Origin of the sequence: Paenibacillus sp. AN1007, from assembly GCF_040702995.1 — a bacterium.
Taxonomy (GTDB): domain Bacteria; phylum Bacillota; class Bacilli; order Paenibacillales; family Paenibacillaceae; genus Paenibacillus.
In genome coordinates this window covers 5,563,511-5,583,355 of sequence record NZ_CP159992.1, presented here as the reverse complement: position 1 = coordinate 5,583,355, position 19,845 = coordinate 5,563,511, and the positions used below count along the sequence as shown (strand labels likewise).

The following is a 19,845-nucleotide window of genomic DNA, read 5'->3' as shown; positions in this document are numbered from 1 at the left end:
GGTATTCACCACTTGAAGACAATCTTGCTCAGCCAGATGTCTTATACACGCGGAATACGGAACGTTAGAATCTCATATGGCTTGATGTCAAAAGCAATGCGAGCATTCTCCACACGGTGCTCTGCTTCGATGTTCTCCAGCAAATCACATGCATAAGCTGTGGCACCTGTTCCCTCAGGCAATCGCAGGGAGGCACGACTGCGGCGGCCATGAGCTTCGTAGACACGGATGATCATGTCATCGTTATCCTCGGCTTTTTTGATGACCTCAAGTACGACATTCTCCTGATCCACAGAAGCGAGCGACCATGTTCCCGGCAATGTTCCGGTTTGTGAACCTATTTCCAGACCAACCAGCGGACGGTTGAGATCATAAGCTGCCTGGATAACACGTCCCTCACGGAAGTCACCTTGATGCGGATAGAGGGAGTAGGTGAACACATGCTGCTCTTTGTCGGCATTTTCATTCGGATAGGTTGCGCTCTTGATCAGGGATAGACGCATTACCGAATTGTGAATGTCATATCCGTATTTGCAGTCATTCAGCAGGGCGGCACCGTAGCCGCTCTCCGCAAGATCCGCCCACTTCTGACCACATACCTCAAACCGGGCCTGATCCCAGCTTGTATTGCGGTGTGTTGCGCGTTCCACGTTACCATACTGGATTTCATAGACGGCTTTTTCACTCCAAATATCGAGTGGGAAGGCAGCTTTCAGCAACAAATGCTCCTGTTTCCAATCTACGAAGGTACGGAAGTCGATCCGCCGTGTATGTGCGTAGAAAATGATCGTTTGTTCAATGGCAGATTCCAGGAATTGTCTTTTCACTTGAAGCACGAAACGTACCGGGCCGCTTTCTACCCATTCCATCGACTGCAGGTCATTGATCTCCCACATATGCTGTTCATAATAATCGTCAATATTCCATGCCTCATACTCCGCAGGACGATCCTCGAATACCTGCAGCACATTGCCGCGCTCACCGGATTGAAGCAGTTCACGCCCCTCCAACTTGTCCCACACGGATATAAATTCCGCACTTTCATTCAGGCGAATATCATACCAAGGGGTCTCGATGGATTGCTGCTCGGATTGCCACTGGGCAGCCGATACACCTGCACTGCCAAGATTAGCAGCGGCATCCGGTATGATGCGGAACGTTTTGTATCCTGATGCAGGCACATTCTCTGCAAGGAACACAAGTCCGCCCTCTGGGGTGTACTGGCTTGGTACTGGACGCTCTCCATCGTGTACCGTTACTTTTTTCGCAAAAGCAGGCAGTTCCACCACATCTGTCCGTGCAAAACCGGTTGGGTTAAAGACAACGATGGCCTCGCCGTCCGACGTAATCTGGCTTATAATTCCGTTCAAGGCGCTGCTCTTCAGTTCGTCCGTGACACGCAGCACCTCTTCATACTGCTGCTGCGAATCGATGTATACCTGCTCAATGGAGCTGCCTGGCAAAATATCATGGAACTGGTTCAGCATCGTCAGCTTCCATGCATGCTCCAATGCGTCGGTTGGATATACGGCTTGTGCATCCGCCTGACGTTGGATCATAGAGAACAGCTCGGCATCGGACAGTGCAAATTCGCTGTGGCGGTTATACTTTTTATTACGAGCCATGGATGTATACGTACCGCGATGATATTCCAGATACAGCTCGCCTGACCAGCGCGGAACCGAGCGTACGCCGTCCAAATTCTGTTCTAATTTTTCAAAAAATTCACGCACAAATGTACGTTTTACCGTTGGTACGCCGGGAAGTCCTTTCTCAAGTCGTCTGCCATGTTCCAGCATTTCCTCGGTTGGCCCGCCGCCGCCGTCTCCGAATCCGAAGCACTGCAGTACGTCGGTGTTGATGTTTTTGTTCTGGTATCGCTGCCAGGTGCCTTTCACTTGTGAAGCATTAAAACGTCCATTGTATGTTGTTTCGAAACGGTGCTTTCCGAATTCCGGGTGTGGGATATAGTCTTTGGCCGTGATGAAATGCGTCAGAACCTCCGAACCGTCAATGCCTCTCCAGTACATCGTATCGTTTGGAATCTGGTTGGTATCATTCCAGGCAATTTTGGTTGTCATAAAATAGTCGATCCCGCTCTTGCGCATAATCTGCGGCATTGCTGCGCTGTAACCAAATACATCGGGCAGCCACAGCACACGGTTCTCTACGCCGAATTCTTCCTTGAAGAAACGTTTGCCATAGATAATCTGACGGATCATCGATTCGCCCGAGATCAGGTTGCAATCCGCTTCCAGCCACATCGAACCTTCTGCTTCCCAGCGGCCTTCGGCAACTTTTTCTTTGATTTTCTCATATAAAGAAGGGAAGTCGGCTTTCAAATATGCATAGAGCTGAGGCTGGGAGGACATGAAGGTGTACTCCGGAAATTTATCCATCAGATAGAGCACGCTGGCGAAGCTGCGAATGACCTTCTCCCGTGTCTGATCCAGCGTCCACAGCCATGCCACGTCAATATGAGTGTGACCAATGCAGTGAACGGTCGGGATATGATCACTTTCGGGACGAGTTTCCCCATAGATATGGTTTTGCAGATACTGGCGTGCTTCCAGCACAGATGCATGAAAAGCCGCACTGTTTTCTTGGCGTAAATCGAGCAGATTTACAGCTTCGTTCAGCTGTTCGATCAGCTTCAGGCGCTCCAGATCATCCTCGCGCAGCAGGTCTGCCGCATCCAGTGCAGCCTTCAGGTCATAATACAAATTCGAGACAGGCTCATGATGCTCGGCAATATATACGTTCAGGAAAACATCAGCTGCGGAAGTGCTGCAGTAGGCATACAGTGCCAGCTCGAATTCTTCCCCTTTGACAGCCGATTGCGTCAGGTCGATTTCGGTATGATTTACATCCAGACCGCAGATCAGCTCGCCATTCAGGAAGGCCAGAAACTGCGGATTATCGTAGTTCCAGATATCTGTGGCACCGGTAACGATGGCGCAGACCACCTTTTTTCCTTCCAAGTGGTCGGGAATACGAATGCGGGTTTTGAAGCAGCTGTGTACATCTTTGCCGCCCCAGCCGTCCCCTTTGCGGAATACGTTCCAGGAGGAAGGGTCTTCATGCACGAGGTCCCATGTATGGTATCCGCTCTCTTTATGGTAAAGCTCGGGTATATATGTCTTTGACGTTAATCGCGCACTTTCCAAGTGTTTCACAATCGTTTGGATTCGAGTAGACAAGGAATTCAATTTCATATGTGTTTCCCACCTTGGTATTTAGTAAGTACAAGCTGTGAGGGTTACTTGAACAACATTAGAAGCTTCGACTAGAACGTTGAAAACGCTGACATTTTAACTTCATCATATCAAACGAGAAATGCTAGAAACTATGTAATGTATGCTGAAAATGCCGTCTTTTTATTGCATTTCATGCTAAAATGAAGGTATGAATGATTAGGGAAGGAGCCTGTCCATGACATCATCGGTTTTGGCATATGAGAGGGGATATGCGATCCATGTGAACCAGCCGGGGGAACCGCTTTTTTATCACCTGGATTATGATGAGCGTTCACATGATCTCAATATGGAGTTTCAGCATTTTCACGATTTTTATGAAATTTTCATTCTGCTCGATCGCACTGCTGCGCATATTATAGAAGGGAGTTTATACGAGATTCAGCCCTATGATATCGTACTGCTCCGGCCGGCTTTGCTGCATAAAACCCAATATCCAAAGGGGCTGCCGCCCAAACGGTTAATCATTAATTTTGCTATACCTCGCCATTTGCCTGGACTTGAGAACGGTTACATCGAGCTGTTTACGATATTTAATGCGCAGGTTCCCATTTTCCGCTTTTCGGAAGAGCGAAGGAAGGAAGTCCTTGCACCGATCAACGACATTTTTGCGATATCAGAGCAGCCTTCTCCCATTCAATCGGTTGCTATCCATCATAAATTTATCGAATTTCTATGTGGTCTTCATCGTTATGCGGCGGAGAATGGCTATGTACGTGAGGAAACAGGATCATCCATGACCCAGCGAATGTATGCTGTTGCATCCTATATTCACAGCCACTATCAGCAGGAGATGTCGCTGGAGGACGTGTCCAGACGATTTTATGTCAGTGCACATCATTTATCGCGCCAGTTCAACAAAGTCACAGGTTTCACGTTTACGGAATATGTGCAGATGACCCGGATTCGAAATGCCCAACAATTGCTGCTGCATTCCAGTGAGAAAATTACGGATATTGCTGCCCAATGCGGCTTCACCAGCTTTTCGCAGTTCAATCGTATTTTTAATAAGCAGAACGGGATGTCGCCCAGTGCCTATCGCAGAAGCAGACCAGCGCAGGATGAGCGTCAGTTGGTTTTTGTAGGTGAAGCTGAAGGGCATAGGGTGACTTAAGGAGTGGTAAGGAGGATTAAGGAGCATTAAGAAAACTGTATCATCTTAATTAGGTATGAGTAAGAGTCGGATTGAGTGTCTGAAGTATGGGGTATGAGCGGGATCAACGGAAATTTGGCGCAAAAACAGGAAGAGTCAACTGCCAAGTAGGGAGCTGACTCTTCACCATATAGGGGAGGTAATTCATTTTCAATAATAGGGTTAAAGTTTCAACTAAGACGTTGCAGCGAGCGTTAAAATTCCATCATTCATTCTGTATACCTTATCGCAGTAAGCGAGCATACGCTCATCATGCGTGACCATAATGGCTGCTTTATGGCGTGATTTGACCTCTTGTGCCATAAGGCTGACTACTTCATGGGCTCGCTTGGTATCCAAGCTTGCGGTGGGTTCGTCTGCCAGGATCAGGTTAGGATCATTCATTAAAGCGCGAGCAATCGCTGTGCGCTGTTTTTCGCCGCCTGACAATTCCTCTGGGAATTTTCGCAGCTTTTGTCCGAGTCCGAGCTCTTCCAGCAGCTTCGTGGCGAATTGCTGATCATCCTTTCTAAGGGTTCCAGACATTCTTTTTACGATGAGGAGCTGATCCAGGACATGGAGATAAGGAACTAAATTAGATGACTGCATAATAAAACCAATTTCTTTCAACCGGATATCAGCTAATTTCTTCTCCGTAAGCGTCGAGATCAGATTTCCGTTCAGTCTGACTTCTCCCTCAGATGCTTTAAGCATGGCCCCAGCAATCGACAAAAATGTACTTTTACCAGAACCGGAAGGTCCAACGACAGCAGCAAACTCTCCTGGTTCTACAGATAGGGACACATGATCAAGAGCCTTCATCTGATTACTGCCTTCACCGTAAATCATCGTAACTTCATTCATCTGCAGACCTTTCGTCATTATTCAACCCTCCCGAGCGCTTTGAGCGGATCAATCTTTGTAATTTTGCGAACAGATACCAACGAGCTTAACATCGCAATCACGAGCAGGATGACGGAATAGGTCACGACAAGACTAGTCTCCAGCTTGAATGGCATACCTTTAGGCATAATCGCAGCAGTTCCGTAAGTCAGTAAGATACCGACCAGAATGCTTGTTACCGACAGGACAAATACTTGCGATACGATCGTTTTACTCAGAAATTTATTGCTGGCACCTATAGCTTTCATAATGCCGAACTGATTCGTCTTTTGCATCGTGATGACATAAAAGAATACACCCAGTACAAAGGCAGATATAGCGAGCAAAAATGCAAGCATCATCAGAATCGTACCGTTCTCTTCCTTGTATCCCGGCATGCCTTGCACAGCTTCGCCCCGAGTAACGGTATCCGTACCAGACAACTTGTTTTGGACTGCATCTGCATCTATATTTTCCCCCTGCAGCATGATTGCATTAACCGGCTCGACCACACCCTTATCCGAGCCTGGAGCGGCAAAGGCAATCTTCCGCCATTGATCCATTGGTGTAAATACGGATGCAACGTGGTTATACGTCTCATTCTCCACAAATCCGATAATGGTTAGGGATTCGGTCGTACCATCTAACTGAAACGTGTCCCCGAGTTTGAAGCCCTCATCTTTAAGGGAAGTGTTCACCACTACATCAGTGGGGTTCTTCGTAGATAAAGGTTGACCTTCGACTACCTTCGGTTCTAGGAAGCTTCCTGGAAGAATACCAATGATCGCAATATCGACCTTATCTTCGTTCTTTGAACTTTCTCCCTTCATGGCTGTCGCCATTGTGCTGCCCATGGGTGCAGCTGCTTCGACATTAGGCATTTTCTCCGCCTCAGCCACCCGTTGACCAGATAGTAAAGATTTACTCATGGAAGACTGGGAGCCCTCTTCAAAAATGACATAGTCTGCTTTCATATTTTTAAAAGTAGATGCAGCCAGCGTGGACAGCCCATTGCCTAGACCAGATAAAATAAATACCAGCCAAGCGATCAATACAAAAATAATGATAATCATTAAAAATTTCAATTTGCTATGCATTAACTCTTTTACAGCTAAAAACACTCTCTCAACTCCTTTATGACACTTGTGTCAGATTTGAAGTGCCGCGACACACGTTCTCATTTATTAAACAATATAAATGACACATGTGTCAAATTGATACCAAGAAAAAACTCAGCTCTTGGCCCCTCCAATCCATGTTTGAAAAAGCAGTCTGCCCCAATCAGCTGTAGGCAAATTCATCATGTTAGGTGTATTAAACAAGTTGAAAAAGACACCAATAAGTACAGGTAGAGGGATATCTTGGCGGAGGGATTTGTTCTGCTGAGCACGTTCAAACAAACGTGATAATTGAATTTTGAGTGTCTGATGCGCATCTTCAATAAATTCAAGATCCCTCGCTGCCGCAGCAGAATTGGAGGTATTAATTTTACTCGCATCACCCAGAAGCTGATGGAGTGCAGCCTCTTCAACGTAAACGAGGAGCAGTTCTTCCAGCGCTTTTAATGGGTCAGACTCATCAACGGCTGATGCATGTTCCAATACATTAGCGATGACTCGCTTCATGCAAGCAGCCACAATCTCTTCTTTATTGGCGTAATACTGATAGATGGTACTCCGAGCTCCAGAGAGATGCTGAGAGAGCAGCTTGAGGTGAAAACCGTCGTACCCATGCTCCAGCACCAACTTTTTGGTCATATCCAGCAGCTCTGTCTCCGTAAACGATTGCTTTCTTCCCATTTACAATCTCTTCCTTCATATGATTTAAAACGTTTCTCTTGGTATTGAAATAGTACAGGGTACTGCCCATTTCACTGATTATACTCAGTTTAGCATAAGATAACCCAATCTCGAGTAAAGCCCATAAGAAATGATAACAAATCCACATCCCCATCTAACGATTCTTTTCGCCCCACTCACACAGCTGTTCCAGCACAGGTATGAGAGATTGTGCTTTGGGTGTCAACGAATATTCTACTTTGGGCGGGATCTGCGGGAACTCTTTACGCGTAACTAATCCATCAGCCTCAAGTTCCTTGAGCTGCGCACTTAAAACTTTGTACGTAATTGCTCCAATCTGCCGCTGCATTTCATTGAAACGAACCGGCTGCTCGGCAGCGAGCAGGTATAAAATAATCATCTTCCACTTTCCACCGATGACTGACATAGTGTAGCCAAAAGGTGTGTCTTGAACAGCTGTATTCTCGCCGTTAAAGTCGGATATGCCCATGTTTACACTATCCTTTCAGATAGTACCTATCCTTATTGTGCGTACTATCCTAATCTTTTTGCCCAGTCTATACTAGCCTTAATTTAAAGTAAAGGGGATAGTTACATGACCACAATTCAAACGTACAATCATGATCTCTGGGATCACGGCATCTCTCAAGGATACTGTGTCGACAATACGCTGTACATCTCTGGACAATTCTCCCACAGCGCAGAAGGCAGCTTTGTTGGAGAGGGTGATATTCGGGCACAAGTATTACAGACACTAGAGAACTTGGATACCGTCTTAGCACAGTTTGGTGCAGCAAAGTCTAATCTCGCCTATGTTGAAATTTACTTGACTCAGGCGCAGAAGCACGGGGAAATCGCCATCGAAATGTTCAAACAATATATCGGTGGGCATCGGCCAGCGGGCAGTTTGATTGGGGTGAATTATCTGGCATTCCCGGAACAATGGGTGGAGATTCGAGCCGTTGCCCATGTTCGTTAGTGTGGAGTAGGGAATCAAAGGAATACTGCTCGTGATATCATTTATCTCGATTCATCCTCTCCCCGTCAGGGTAAAAATAAACATTTCTCAATATGCATATAACATGCCTTAAAGGAGTGAGGATGAATCATTTATAAAGTATCACCCTACATACTTATGCTGGGTATTTTTATTGTCATTTTGGACGGGCTGTGGATTGTACAGACATATGATGTCTATGATAACTACCCTGGATCAGCATGGAGTCTCTTGGCGATCGGACTGAGTTTAATGCTGCTTGCTTATTTCATGATTCAACATAAACAACAGCGGAGACAGCAAGATTCTACGAAGGATAAAGTGAGCCGAAAACAAGAAGAGAGGACGGATGCGCAGCAATTTGTAAATCGGATCTGGAGAGAACGAGAGATGATAGGCGGCAAAATGATTCTGTTTCTTCTGGTGGTCCTTGCTATGATTGCTATCTTCGATCTGGGTTTGGCTTTACATATGCTGCAGGTCAGTATTTTTGCGGGTATGATATTATTTGCGTTCTTCTATATTATGAATGATGATAGAGGCGACTTAAAGGAACAGGAAGAGGACTTGAAGCCCGAGAGTCCTTTCATGCAAACCGTCGTACGCCTGATTGATTATAGGCAGCATCCTTTCAGTTTAGGGCTTTTTGTCTTTATAATCATTGTGCTGACCTTCTTGATGTCGAGACGTTTGGGATGGGAGCTCCATTTTGAGACAGGAGGTAATCCGCTTTATGTCATGAGTTTGCCCACTGCTGCTTTCATTTCATCGGGTTTAACTTTTGCCTGTGGACTAATCTATATCAACCAGCACAGTGATTTCTTTGGACTTCGGCAAACGAAGCAGGGGACGTTCAGGCTGTTTCAGATTCATTTCTATGAAATTATAGCCTGCGGAGCCTCTTTCTTTATCTGGCTGGGTATTATTGTTCTGAGCTGGTTATTTGGTTAGAGAAGGAGTATGAGGTAAAATAAAACAGCTTAAAGATTCCTATTCATAGAATGGAGGTCGTTCTAATCTATAAGAGGTGTTTGTTGTTCCTAAGTTTCATCATATCGGTAAGCAGTTTATTACCGGGATGTTCTTCTGTAAGTTCAGAGCAGGTTACCCCTACAATGGATCATACTTTGGAGGAGACGAGTCAGCACGATGAAGTTGGAACGTTAACACCGGATTCTCCTTACAGTAAGGTTGTTCAAATTGATGTTTATCAGGAAACACCGACCGTTCGAGCACGAATCGAAACAGACAATGGTGAGTTATATGTGGTATCAAACGGAAAAGAAGCCATTGGACATGTCGCCATACCCAGTGTTCTGGGGGTAGAAGGGGACTACTTTTATCAAGGGGATTACGATGTGATTTACGAACATAACCAGGATAAAGTGGTCATAAAACAGCTGCTGGATCTTGTTTTTGTTCAACCTTCCGAGAAGCCTGCTTCGTTCAAAAAGATAAGCTTCCAGGCGATGGATGTATTCCTGCTTACGCCTGAGTACACAGCATCAAGAGGATATAATGCCTATGCTTTTGGTATAGATAAAAAAAGTGGAGAAGCATTTGCGATTACTTTCAAAAATGCTGCAAGAGTGTGGGAGACTGTGAATTATGAAAAAGTCAGCACTCCTGAGAATGAAAATGAAAAGTTGGTTGTAACGACGAGAGATACCAGAGGAGAAGGAGATACCTTAACCGTTGAATACCGTTTTGATCGGGATAGCAAACAATTCATTGCAGAATAGTAAGATGAAAGTTGCTGAAAAAATTGAGGTGTACCAAGGAACTGAAGTTGACTTGATTGTAAGTGATGATCACACACTTCTCGTGGTACCTCAAAAGAAAAAACCAACCTTAGAAGAATTGCTGGCACAGTGCAAACCAGAGAATCGCCATAACGAAATTGATTTTGGCAGAGAAGGGAAAGAATTAATCTAAATGAGTGCTGAACGGGGAGATTTAGTCTGGATAAATTTCAATCCACAAACCGGTCACGAACAGGCAGGCAGATGGCCTGCTATTGTGCTGTCGCCAGCAGCATTTAATGAAGCAACAGGATTTGTCTCGGTTTGTCCTATAACACATACGGTAAGAGGCTGGGGGTTTGAAGTATTGCTGCCAGAAGGGTCATTCTTTGAAGGGGTCATTTTAACAGATCAAATTAAGAATCTCGACTGGAAAGCTAAGCAAATAGATATTGTTGGTAAGGCCTCCGATGAAGTTATCAGAGAATGTCTGAACAAAATTCGTACGTTTTTGTAGTCATCTGAGTCATACATAAATTAAATTCAAAGAAGCAAACCCGCTAATAACGGGTTTGCTTCTTTTCCTAACTTTACTATGATTGTATAGGTATACGTGATAATAGTGCTCCCCTTACACCAAATCCTTCGGTGCAAGTTCAATGGCGGAACGGATAGCCGCCAGCATGCTTTTATCATCAGCAATGTTTTTGCCAGCGATATCAAAGGCAGTTCCGTGATCCACGGATGTGCGGATAATGCCGCCTTTCAGTCCAACCGTGATGTTCACGCCTTCTTCAATGCCCATCACCTTGATTGGGGCATGACCTTGGTCGTGATAGCAGGCTACGACGATATCGAAATCGCCGCGACCCGCCCGGAAGAAGAGTGTGTCCGCCGGGAGTGGACCAACGACGTTAATGCCTTCCTGCTGCGCACGTTCAATGCCCGGCTGCAGCTTCTCTTCTTCTTCCCCGTTACCGAACAAGCCGTTCTCTCCGGCATGAGGATTAATCCCGCATACCGCGACGCGAGGATTCTCAAAGCCTGCTTTTTTCAACGTATCATGAGCCAGCTTCACAACTGTATAGGTTCTTTCCGGGTTAATGCTCGCAATAGCATCGATCAGGCCCATATGCGTGGTCAGGTGAATGACGCGCAGATTTGGCGTGGTCAGCATCATGGAGAAGTCCTCGGTGTCCGTCAGGTCTGCCAAAATCTCCGTATGGCCCGGATATAGATGGCCTCCCAGATGGAGAGCCTCCTTGTTCAGCGGTGCTGTGCAGATCGAGTGAATCTGCTTCTTTTTTGCCAGATCAATAGCTCTCGCTAAGAACTGGAATGCTGCGTCACCTGCTGCAGCGGATACTTTACCGTACTCCAAATCGGCAGGCACCAGATTCAGATCGATGACGTCTACGGTGCCGAACTCATACTTTGCTTCCGCAGGTTCATGGATGGCATTTACTTTTAAGCTGGAACCGATCACGGGCAGCACACGCTCCAACATCTTGGCATCACCGATCACAAGCGGATTGCACTGGTCATATACCTCCTGATGTCCTAGTGCTTTCATAATAATTTCGGGTCCAATGCCTGCGGCATCGCCCATTGTTATACCTACTGTGGGTTTCATACGAGAATGCCCCCTTTTAGTTTTTGAATCGCATGGATAAAGACGTCGGGTTTACCGAATCCCCCAGCTTTAGTAATCACATATAAATCTTCAATACCCATAAATCTGGAGATTGGGACGCCAATTTCAAGCTCGTCCAGCAGCTCGAAACCGCTGATGTTCCATTTCAGACAGATTTGTTTGGCTGTATCGCCGCCTGTCATGGACACTCCTTTGAACAGTCCTTCCTCCAGCAGCCGGGCACAGATTTCACCGATTGCACGTACGATTTCGTTGCTGACCTGCGTGTGATTCAGGCCCCGATTCTCGCCTGTGGCGCGTGCCAGTTCAATATCGATGGATTCAGCGGTGGAGTAGAGTACCACATCTTGTCCCTCCATCGCTTTGGTTCTGATCTCGTCGTAGACACGTTCCATCTCTGCTGCACGGTCTGCTTCTGCAGATACGGCTTTGAACGAGTGGAAGGACACGGATGCGATCCGGGACTGACGAAGCAGGCGATATAACTGCTCACGAGAGTTTTTATTGACGCTGCCCACCACGGTCAGGATCGGTCCGGAATTCGGCGGGATTGTTAGTGCAGCGGATTTGGATTCCAGTTCGTAGTGAGCCGGAAGGTAGTTGGCAATACCTGCAGAACCTGCCCAGGCAAAAGTGTACGGCATGCTCTTCGTCATCTGCAATATCAGTTCCAAATGCCGTTCCTCGGTGGAGTCCACCAGCACATACGGGACGCTTTTTTGTTTCAACTGCTCCAGTCTGGCATGAACCTGCTGCGATCCGGCTTCCAGATCGGTGACGGTAATCTTACCTACGCTGTAATTAGTCTGCTGTTTGAGCAGGTCCGGAAGGTAGGAGATGGTCACGGGTGTCTTCGGATCAAGAGCGATTTCTGTCTCCGCAAGAGGCACGCCGTTCAGGTAATGAATGCCCTCCTGAATGGTGCGGTTATTTTTCGGATACCCCGGAGCGATCATCATAAAATCAGGTTTTACAGCATCGTATACGGCATCCATCTCGATGCCGATATTACCGCGCATGGTAGAGTCCATTTTTTTGAAAATGGTATCAAACCCGTTCTCTGTCAGCAGTTTGGCTGCACGATACACACGCTCATAAGCTTCTTCCGCTGCAATGGAACGGCTGTCTGTATCAAAAACAACGGTATCATAAGAGGCCAGTGATGCCTCGTCCATATTAAATAGAACACTTGTCTTCAAGCCATGCCGGGCTAGCTGCACCCCGCTGTCATTGGCACCGGTCAAATCATCTGCAATAATGGCCAGTTTCATGCAGTCATCCCTCCTTTAAAAATCCATTATGAATGAAATTACTTAATCCACGTCTACGTTTATGTGGTCGGTCGTTCATTATATTTGGCGACACCGCCTGATTTCTCCAGTCGTTTGGAGAGGAAGCCGATAAAGATCGGCAGCAGAATTGCTGTCGTAACCACACTTGCAGCAATCTGCACTGTGGCGATCTCCGCAATGGGACCAAATGAAGCGTTGGCAGCTACGATCGCAGCCGGTGTGCCCACCGCATTACCTGCTGTAGAGCCCTCGGATGCACCGACAATGGGGTTCCAGCCAATGGCTTTGAAGAGCAAGTATCCAACTCCGCCTGTAAGAAGCACGGTCAGCACGCCGAGCAGAATTCCGCCAAGTCCACCTTGGATAATGGAGGAGAAGTTGATCCCCATACCGAGTGCAAAAGCAAAGAACGGGACAAGTTTATCACTGCCTTTGTGCAGCCATTCAGCTAGGTTGCGGTCCAGATTACCAATAATGACACCAACAATCAGTGGAAGCAATACCGCGACAAAGGACATTGGAGAGAACATACCGTTCGCAAAACCCATGGCACCAAAGATCGAGAGCGCTACCATGGTTAGAAATGGTCCGTCACTAAGTGCGAGGAACGGGTAGGCTGCTTTGTCATCTTCTTTACCGTATTGGCCTGCAAGTGCGATATACAGACCGCCATTAGAGTTCGTCATCGCTGCAATAATGGCCAGTGGGGCTAGTCCTAGAAATAACCCATTCGAATCAGCAAATAATATAGCGATAAAACCAAGACCTGCACCGATTGCCCACTTGAATGTAAGAAGGGTCAAACCTTTACCCACGGAGGAACCCGCTGTTTTGAACGTAATCTGCGTACCGGCAATTAACAGGAAAAGCGCAATGAGTGTACTGGCACTGTTTACAAAGAGAGCTTCAGTAAATCCCCCGATGCGTAGGGCATTCGGGAAAAATGTATTGATCGTTGCACCCAGCAAAAGGGGAACAACCATCATACCGCCAGGGATGCGATCTAAAGTTGCTTTAATATTCATAGTCGTAGCTCCTTATGAAGTAATCGTTTTCTTGAAGCGCTTGCAGGGATTATATTATCCCATATCGTTTCATTTAGCAACAATAAATTATTTCTAATTTAAATTAAGACTAATAATGTTTAAAAATGCAACACATTAATGATATGAGCAGCCACGATAGATATCATGAGAAATATCGTGTGGATGAGCCGGATCCCGATGAAGATCAAAGCCAACCTAATCTACAGCAGATTCATGCAGCATCCGGCAGAACAACCTCAAACAAGCCAAAAAAAGACGTAAACTTAAAGTTAATCTTTAAGTTTACGCCATAATGTGGCCCGGTTAATCCCCAGGCGCTCAGCAGCTTTGGATTGATTATTATTTTCTTCCTGCAGCACCAGCTGAATAATTTCTTTCTCAATCTCCTTCAAAGTACCGTTTAGTTTCATTGCACCTGCATTCGCAGCAGACTGCTGGTGCAGCAGCCGGTTCAACGTTTCGCTTGTGATTACATAATCCGGCTCGTTAAGTGCAGCTTGTTTGATCAGATGTTTCAACTGATTGACGTTCATATGTGCGGCTTGATCCCGGATCAGCTGCAGCGCATCCTCCTTGATTCGCACAGCGGTCGTTCCGTATTTGTTGTAATACCCCGTCAGGAAATGCTGCATTAATGGTTCGAGGTCCTCAGCACGGTCTGCAAGGCTCGGCATAAGGAGCATGTTCAGACTCAGCTTAAGTGTCCAATTCGGGTCAGGCACGTGCTCGCTCAGAATAAACAGGCCGATGCTGCTTTGGAGACAAGCTTCAATAAAGGTCAGCAGCTCGGGGTCATTTAGGCGCAATTCAATCTGATTCAGCTCTACCGTTTTCACTTTGGTCAGCGGGATTTTATGCAAATGGCCCGAGGGAACCTGAGATAGATCAATCTGTAATAACAGGCCGCCGCCGGAGTGCATTTGATGCATATGTTTGACCAGAAAAGATTTCCCTGAATCCGCTTCGCCCAGCAGATATATGGGTTCATGATGGGCATACAACGCACGGATGTTTTTTAACAGTGCCTGCATGGCGGGAGATTCGGCAACAATGGGTTCCATGGAGGAATCCGTGTAGGTCATAATGCCGAATTGTGCAAAGGCATAGGGCTCCCCCTTTTCCAGCAGATATACCTTGTAACTCTTGTCATCCAGCGTTGTTTCGTACGCCTGAACTGTCAATTGGTAGTCGTCCACCATAAACACGTTCTGGATTCTGGATTGATGGAATTCAAGACTGGTATTGATCAGGTACAGATGATTGTCGGTCAGCGGATTGCGGTCAAAATCGGTTAGGTTCTCAAAAACCACATCATCTTGTTCGCCCAAAATCAACAGATTTGGATGCTCCTGTGTAACCAGATCATTTAGAATGACAGATAAGGTCTGGTTTTTACTCAAATACCGGTAGACCAGCTGTGCATCTTCCATCGCTCTGCGAATGGATTCTGTGCCGGATTGGATCAATAATCCTTCCAGACCATAGGCCTTGGCCGTATTAACAGTAATAACGTCACCTACAATCTGCTGGTAACCGGATGCCTTCAATTCCAGCAGCAGCCGTGCAACCTCTTCCGAACTGTGGATCGTATACACTTTGAGCGGCAGATCCATAAGATCGATAATGGATTGTGCACCGGATGTAATATTGGAGAAACCAACGATCGCGGTCTGTCCGTTATACTGACTGGCTAAGGTAAGTGAACGAATCATGTCATAACCCGACAGCTGCACATCAATAACCGGTACGGTAACGGCTTGTTTGATTAATTGGGCGGTTCCCCCACGGCTGATAATAATTTCTGCTCCCTTTTTCTCAGCCTGTACGGCCAGCTCAACGCCTTTCGCCAAGTCACCCACCTCGGTTAGAACGGATAGCTGAGGATAACGAGGGATGCATTCTTCTATAATAGGAATCATCGACTCATAAGGAGCGATGAAATGAACTCGTGTACGCATAATGTTCCTGCCTTCATAAAATCATTGATCCCTTTATTATAGCTAACTTGCACAGGAAAGACATCTTTGGAGCGATGCGAAGAGCGATGTGATGAACTGCACTGAATCGAAAGAACATCTATTTCAAAATTAAAGCATTATGGAAAAGGGGTGTTTGATCGTTTAAGCGAGAGGTACATTTGGATGCTGTAAGTGAATTTAAGAAAAAGGAGTGGGTACACATGCCAAATATGCATAAAGCGGCAGACCCGGATCACATTATTCAACATGTTGTGGAGAGGTTCCCGTGCAGGGTATTGTGGAGTGAAGGTCGGCCTTGCCTGGAATATCAGCAGGAAGAAGACTTAGCGATAATCACAGAATACGTGCGGACTGTGTATGGTGTGGAGCTGCTGGATGTCTTTTTTACAGCGGTAGAGAGCCTGCCAGAGGAGATATCATGAAAACTGCTTTCAAGCGAATAGGGTATACAACATGCGCAATAATTGGAGTTTTGTTCCTGTTCATGATTATCAGTTTTACGAACCATCACATCAAATTAAAGAAGGAATCCGCAATGTTAAGCCCACCAGGTGTTATGGTTTCTGTAAACGATCATATGATGCATGTTTATACTGAGGGGTTCGGGCTGCAGACGCTCGTTTTTCTTTCAGGGGCGGGTACATCTGCACCCGTATTAGACTTCAAGGCACTTTACTCGAAATTATCCGTACAACACCGAATTGCTGTAGTGGAGAAAGCGGGTTACGGTTTTAGCGAAGCAGCAGATGTCTCTCGGGATATTGACATGATGTTAGAAGAGACACGTGCAGCCTTGAATAGGGCTGGTCAGCGTCCGCCATATATACTATTTCCACACTCCATGTCGGGTGTCGAGGCTGTATATTGGGCACAAAAGTATCCTGATGAAGTAAGAGCTATTATTGGACTAGATCCTGCAATTCCAGAAGTGTATGAGAAATATCCACTGCCCTCAAAGCTGATGTTGAATGTCGTAACTTTGGGAGCACGCATAGGGATTACACGATTTTTTCCGGCGATCGCAGATTCCTCTGCCGCCATTCAGGAGAATCAGCTGTCACCCCATGATGAGGAGCTGTACCGGGCTTTATTCTATAGGAACACACAGACATCCAACATGAATGAGGAAATCAGGATGATTAAGGCAAATGCCAAGAAGGCAGCTGAACAAGGCGTTCCGGATGTGCCGATGTACTTTTTTATATCCAATGGTGAAGAGTTGCCCGTAGAAAATTGGCAGGCAGATCTTGCTATGTATAGCGAAGCTCTGAAGAATGGCAAATACCTGATCATCGAAGGTGGACATTATCTACATAATACAAATACGGAACAAATAGCTGAGGAAAGTGCTAAATTTATTGCAGAGCTGTGATGATTCGATTATGAAAAATGAAACGTATGCCGTCCTATTCATGTATTATAGTCATATGAACATACCCGAAGGAGGAACAACGATGGGAATCTTATCGAGGTTTAGAGACGTGATGAAAGCCAACGTGAATCATATGCTTAGCCGGCCAGGCGACCCGGAGAAAACGGTGAATGAGTATATGCGCAACCTGAACAGTGACTTGGGACAGGTGAAAGCAGAGACAGCAGCGGTGCTGTCGGATGAAAATCGGGCGAAGCGGGCACTGGATGAGTGCCAAGCTGAGGTGAATAAGCTGCAGCGCTACGCGGAGAAATCAGCAGAGTCAGGCGATGCAGATAAGGCACGCAGTTTTTTGGAGAAAAAAGTGAAGCTGACGGGCAAACGTAATGAACTGCAGGCGGCTTATGACCGTGCTTCTGCCAAAGCGCAGATGATGAAACATATGAACGACAAGCTCGTCGCAGATCTGGGGCAGTTGGAGGCCAGACATGCGGAGCTGAAAGGGCGCATGGCCAGCGCGAAGGCACAGCAGCAGTCTAATGAACGTAATGCGTCTGCAGGTCGTGCTGAATCCGCCTTTAAAGCGATGGAAGATCAAGCGAATCAGGCACTGAACGAAGCCGAAGCCCTGGCAGAGCTTCGCGCAGGCACGCAGGAAGACGATCTGGATGAACTTATTACACAACTGGAGCGGGATATGAACGCAGATGCGGGTAATAGGGAGAAGGAGAATCAGGCTCCAAGTGCGGATGAGGAACTGGCGGCAATCCAGGAGAAGCTGCGGAAGTAAAACATCCAATTTAGACACGGAGGTGAACAAATGCCGGTATTAGAGTATAAATGTCCGAACTGCGGCAGTGGAATGATCTTTGACAGTGTCTCTGGTGCATTATCCTGTCCGAGCTGCGGGCGTCAGGACAACATCGAGCAGCTGCCCGATCCCTTGAAGAAACAGGTGTTCACCGAGGGTGAAGTGAAAGAGTACCACTGCACCAGCTGCGGAGCAGACATCGTAACCGAACCGGAGACAAGTGCAACGACATGCAGTTTCTGCGGTGCGGCGGTGGTTCTTAGTGATCGGCTTACGGGCAGTCTGGCCCCGGCGATGGTGATTCCTTTTTCCATCAACAAAGAGCAGGCGAAACAGGCTTTCAAAAAGTGGTGCAGGAACGGTCTGCTGACGCCAGGCGGCTTCATGACCGCAGATCGCATCCAGAGCATTACCGGCATCTACGTTCCGTTCTGGCTGTATGATCTACATAACCGAATTGAAGTGCACGCCCAAGGAACCAAAGTACGGTCCTATACTCAAGGTGACTACCATTATACGGAGACACAGCATTTTGATATCTACCGTAAAATTCGGTTGGAATATGTGAATCTGCCCATCGATGCCTCGGAGAAAATGAACGACGAACTGATGGATAAACTGGAGCCGTTTCCTTACAATGAGTTAAAATTGTTCAAAACTCCGTATCTGGCGGGATATATTGCGGAAAAATACAGCTATACCGAAGATGAGCTTTTCCCACGGGCCAAGGATAAAACAAGGTCCTATATTGATTCCTACATTGCCTCTACCGTATCGGGATATACAAGTGTGAGCTACACCAATAAAGATATCGATACCACGCTCAAGAATGCAGAATATGTGCTGTTACCGGTATGGATGGTCAACTATGATTACAACCGCAAACAGTACACCTTCGCCATGAATGGACAGACGGGGAAGGTTGTCGGCAAACCGCCGATCAGTAAAGCTAAAGTGGCCGGATGGTTCACAGGGGTATCTGCCGTTTCGCTGCTGTCGCTGAAACTGGTATCCTGGATGATGGGAGGGGGATTCCTGTGAGCAAAAAAAGACCCTTAGTTGCGATGGCTGTGCTAATTGTACTTCTAGTCACCCTGCTCGCTCCGATCTTCCCTATGTCATCGGCATCCGCAGCGGAGAATAAAAATCTCATCTTTGATGAGGCCAATCTGCTAAGCGAGCAGGACCGCAATGAGCTGAATGCACTGGCAAACCAGTATTCGGCGGAACGGCAGACGGACTTGATTATCTATACTACCAATAACGAGGAACAGAAAAGTGATGAGCTGCTTACCGAGGAATTCTATGATAACCGGGCACCAGGGTATGATAAACCTCATGGGAACACCGTTATGCTGACATTGGATATGTACAATCGGGATGTATATGCAGCTGGTTTTTATAAGGGTGAAGAATACGTTGATAACAGCAGGGTAGATAAAATTACGGCCAAAATTGCTCCAGATCTGTCAGACGGCAATTATCGGATGGCTTTTGAAAAGTTTTTGAATCTGTCTTACGAGTATTTGGATCTCAAACCCGGGGTGAACCCGGACAATATTCTGTTTAAGACATGGTTTCAGCTTGCTGCATCCCTGGCCATTGGCGGTATTGTTGTTGGTGTCATGACGTATCGTTCGGGTGGGCGTGTGACGGTAAATCGAGCAACCTATGAGGATTCGGAGAATTCGCATGTAATTGATCGTCAGGACCGATATATCCGCACAACGGTCACGAAGACCAAAATCGAGAAGAATAACAATAACGGCGGAGGCGGCGGCGGTGGAGGTACAACCGCGGGTGGACATTCACACAGCGGCAGCAGCCGATCTTTCTAAATACATTCATAGAAGTATAACAAGCATGAATCGGTTATAGCGTAAAG

The 19,845-nt window shown here is 46.6% G+C and carries 20 protein-coding genes; 11 read left to right on the top strand and 9 right to left on the bottom strand.

Annotated elements, in window-relative coordinates; translation table 11 throughout:
- Window positions 1-41: 41 nt before the first annotated feature.
- Entirely contained in the window at window positions 42-3,215 is a 3,174-nt protein-coding gene (locus ABXS70_RS25115) for an alpha-mannosidase (RefSeq protein ID WP_366291785.1), read from the bottom strand.
- Between the two features lie 217 nt (window positions 3,216-3,432).
- On the opposite strand from ABXS70_RS25115, the gene ABXS70_RS25110 reads away from it, so the two are divergent.
- On the top strand, window positions 3,433-4,368 hold the full coding sequence (locus ABXS70_RS25110) for an AraC family transcriptional regulator (RefSeq protein ID WP_366291782.1): 936 nt from the start codon (window positions 3,433-3,435) through the stop codon (window positions 4,366-4,368).
- A 213-nt stretch (window positions 4,369-4,581) separates the two neighbouring features.
- Here the strand turns inward: ABXS70_RS25110 and ABXS70_RS25105 are convergent, their stop codons facing one another.
- From ABXS70_RS25105 to ABXS70_RS25090, 4 genes are all read right to left on the bottom strand, one after another.
- Complete coding sequence (locus tag ABXS70_RS25105) at window positions 4,582-5,268, bottom strand: ABC transporter ATP-binding protein (protein ID WP_366291779.1); 687 nt, start codon at window positions 5,266-5,268, stop codon at window positions 4,582-4,584.
- Window positions 5,268-6,389, bottom strand: coding sequence for an ABC transporter permease (locus ABXS70_RS25100; protein WP_366291776.1), 1,122 nt, complete (start codon window positions 6,387-6,389; stop codon window positions 5,268-5,270). Before ABXS70_RS25100 ends, ABXS70_RS25105 begins: the two co-directional genes overlap by 1 nt.
- 111 nt (window positions 6,390-6,500) lie before the next feature.
- On the bottom strand, window positions 6,501-7,067 hold the full coding sequence (locus ABXS70_RS25095; protein ID WP_366291773.1) for a TetR/AcrR family transcriptional regulator: 567 nt from the start codon (window positions 7,065-7,067) through the stop codon (window positions 6,501-6,503).
- Window positions 7,068-7,221: 154 nt separating this feature from the next.
- A complete protein-coding gene (locus ABXS70_RS25090) occupies window positions 7,222-7,557 on the bottom strand; it encodes a helix-turn-helix domain-containing protein (RefSeq protein WP_366291770.1) in 336 nt (111 codons plus the stop codon).
- A 105-nt stretch (window positions 7,558-7,662) separates the two neighbouring features.
- Here ABXS70_RS25090 and ABXS70_RS25085 point away from each other — a divergent pair, with 105 nt between their 5' ends.
- The 5 genes from ABXS70_RS25085 (at window position 7,663) to ABXS70_RS25065 (ending at window position 10,323) form a co-directional block, all read left to right on the top strand.
- The gene (locus ABXS70_RS25085) at window positions 7,663-8,046 is read left to right on the top strand and encodes a RidA family protein (RefSeq protein WP_366291767.1); all 384 of its coding nucleotides are present in this window, start codon (window positions 7,663-7,665) and stop codon (window positions 8,044-8,046) included.
- A gap of 156 nt (window positions 8,047-8,202) precedes the next feature.
- A complete protein-coding gene (locus tag ABXS70_RS25080) occupies window positions 8,203-9,015 on the top strand; it encodes a hypothetical protein (protein ID WP_366291764.1) in 813 nt (270 codons plus the stop codon).
- Between the two features lie 164 nt (window positions 9,016-9,179).
- Entirely contained in the window at window positions 9,180-9,806 is a 627-nt protein-coding gene (locus ABXS70_RS25075) for a hypothetical protein (protein ID WP_366291761.1), read from the top strand.
- A gap of 4 nt (window positions 9,807-9,810) precedes the next feature.
- Window positions 9,811-9,999, top strand: coding sequence for an AbrB/MazE/SpoVT family DNA-binding domain-containing protein (locus tag ABXS70_RS25070; protein WP_366291758.1), 189 nt, complete (start codon window positions 9,811-9,813; stop codon window positions 9,997-9,999).
- Window positions 10,000-10,323, top strand: a complete 324-nt coding sequence (locus ABXS70_RS25065) for a type II toxin-antitoxin system PemK/MazF family toxin (RefSeq protein WP_366291755.1) — start codon at window positions 10,000-10,002, stop codon at window positions 10,321-10,323.
- Between the two features lie 114 nt (window positions 10,324-10,437).
- Here ABXS70_RS25065 and pdxA read toward each other — a convergent pair whose 3' ends face one another.
- From pdxA to ABXS70_RS25045, 4 genes are all read right to left on the bottom strand, one after another.
- A complete protein-coding gene (gene pdxA, locus ABXS70_RS25060) occupies window positions 10,438-11,439 on the bottom strand; it encodes a 4-hydroxythreonine-4-phosphate dehydrogenase PdxA (RefSeq protein WP_366291752.1) in 1,002 nt (333 codons plus the stop codon).
- The gene (locus ABXS70_RS25055) at window positions 11,436-12,731 is read right to left on the bottom strand and encodes a four-carbon acid sugar kinase family protein (RefSeq protein ID WP_366291749.1); all 1,296 of its coding nucleotides are present in this window, start codon (window positions 12,729-12,731) and stop codon (window positions 11,436-11,438) included. Before ABXS70_RS25055 ends, pdxA begins: the two co-directional genes overlap by 4 nt.
- Window positions 12,732-12,790: 59 nt before the next feature.
- Window positions 12,791-13,777 carry a 2-keto-3-deoxygluconate permease gene (locus ABXS70_RS25050; protein WP_342553753.1) on the bottom strand — a complete coding sequence of 329 codons (987 nt, stop codon included), beginning with the start codon at window positions 13,775-13,777 and terminating at the stop codon, window positions 12,791-12,793.
- A 290-nt stretch (window positions 13,778-14,067) separates the two neighbouring features.
- Window positions 14,068-15,756 carry a PrpR N-terminal domain-containing protein gene (locus ABXS70_RS25045; RefSeq protein ID WP_366291746.1) on the bottom strand — a complete coding sequence of 563 codons (1,689 nt, stop codon included), beginning with the start codon at window positions 15,754-15,756 and terminating at the stop codon, window positions 14,068-14,070.
- 221 nt (window positions 15,757-15,977) lie between these two features.
- On the opposite strand from ABXS70_RS25045, the gene ABXS70_RS25040 reads away from it, so the two are divergent.
- From ABXS70_RS25040 to ABXS70_RS25020, 5 genes are all read left to right on the top strand, one after another.
- Window positions 15,978-16,199, top strand: a complete 222-nt coding sequence (locus ABXS70_RS25040) for a hypothetical protein (protein ID WP_342553755.1) — start codon at window positions 15,978-15,980, stop codon at window positions 16,197-16,199.
- Window positions 16,200-16,312: 113 nt separating this feature from the next.
- On the top strand, window positions 16,313-17,149 hold the full coding sequence (locus ABXS70_RS25035) for an alpha/beta hydrolase (RefSeq protein ID WP_366291743.1): 837 nt from the start codon (window positions 16,313-16,315) through the stop codon (window positions 17,147-17,149).
- 82 nt (window positions 17,150-17,231) lie between these two features.
- Window positions 17,232-17,939 carry a PspA/IM30 family protein gene (locus tag ABXS70_RS25030; protein ID WP_366291740.1) on the top strand — a complete coding sequence of 236 codons (708 nt, stop codon included), beginning with the start codon at window positions 17,232-17,234 and terminating at the stop codon, window positions 17,937-17,939.
- 30 nt (window positions 17,940-17,969) lie between these two features.
- A complete protein-coding gene (locus ABXS70_RS25025; RefSeq protein ID WP_342553758.1) occupies window positions 17,970-19,001 on the top strand; it encodes a TFIIB-type zinc ribbon-containing protein in 1,032 nt (343 codons plus the stop codon).
- The gene (locus ABXS70_RS25020) at window positions 18,998-19,798 is read left to right on the top strand and encodes a TPM domain-containing protein (RefSeq protein ID WP_366291736.1); all 801 of its coding nucleotides are present in this window, start codon (window positions 18,998-19,000) and stop codon (window positions 19,796-19,798) included. The genes ABXS70_RS25025 and ABXS70_RS25020 overlap by 4 nt, the downstream gene beginning before the upstream one ends.
- Window positions 19,799-19,845: the final 47 nt, after the last annotated feature.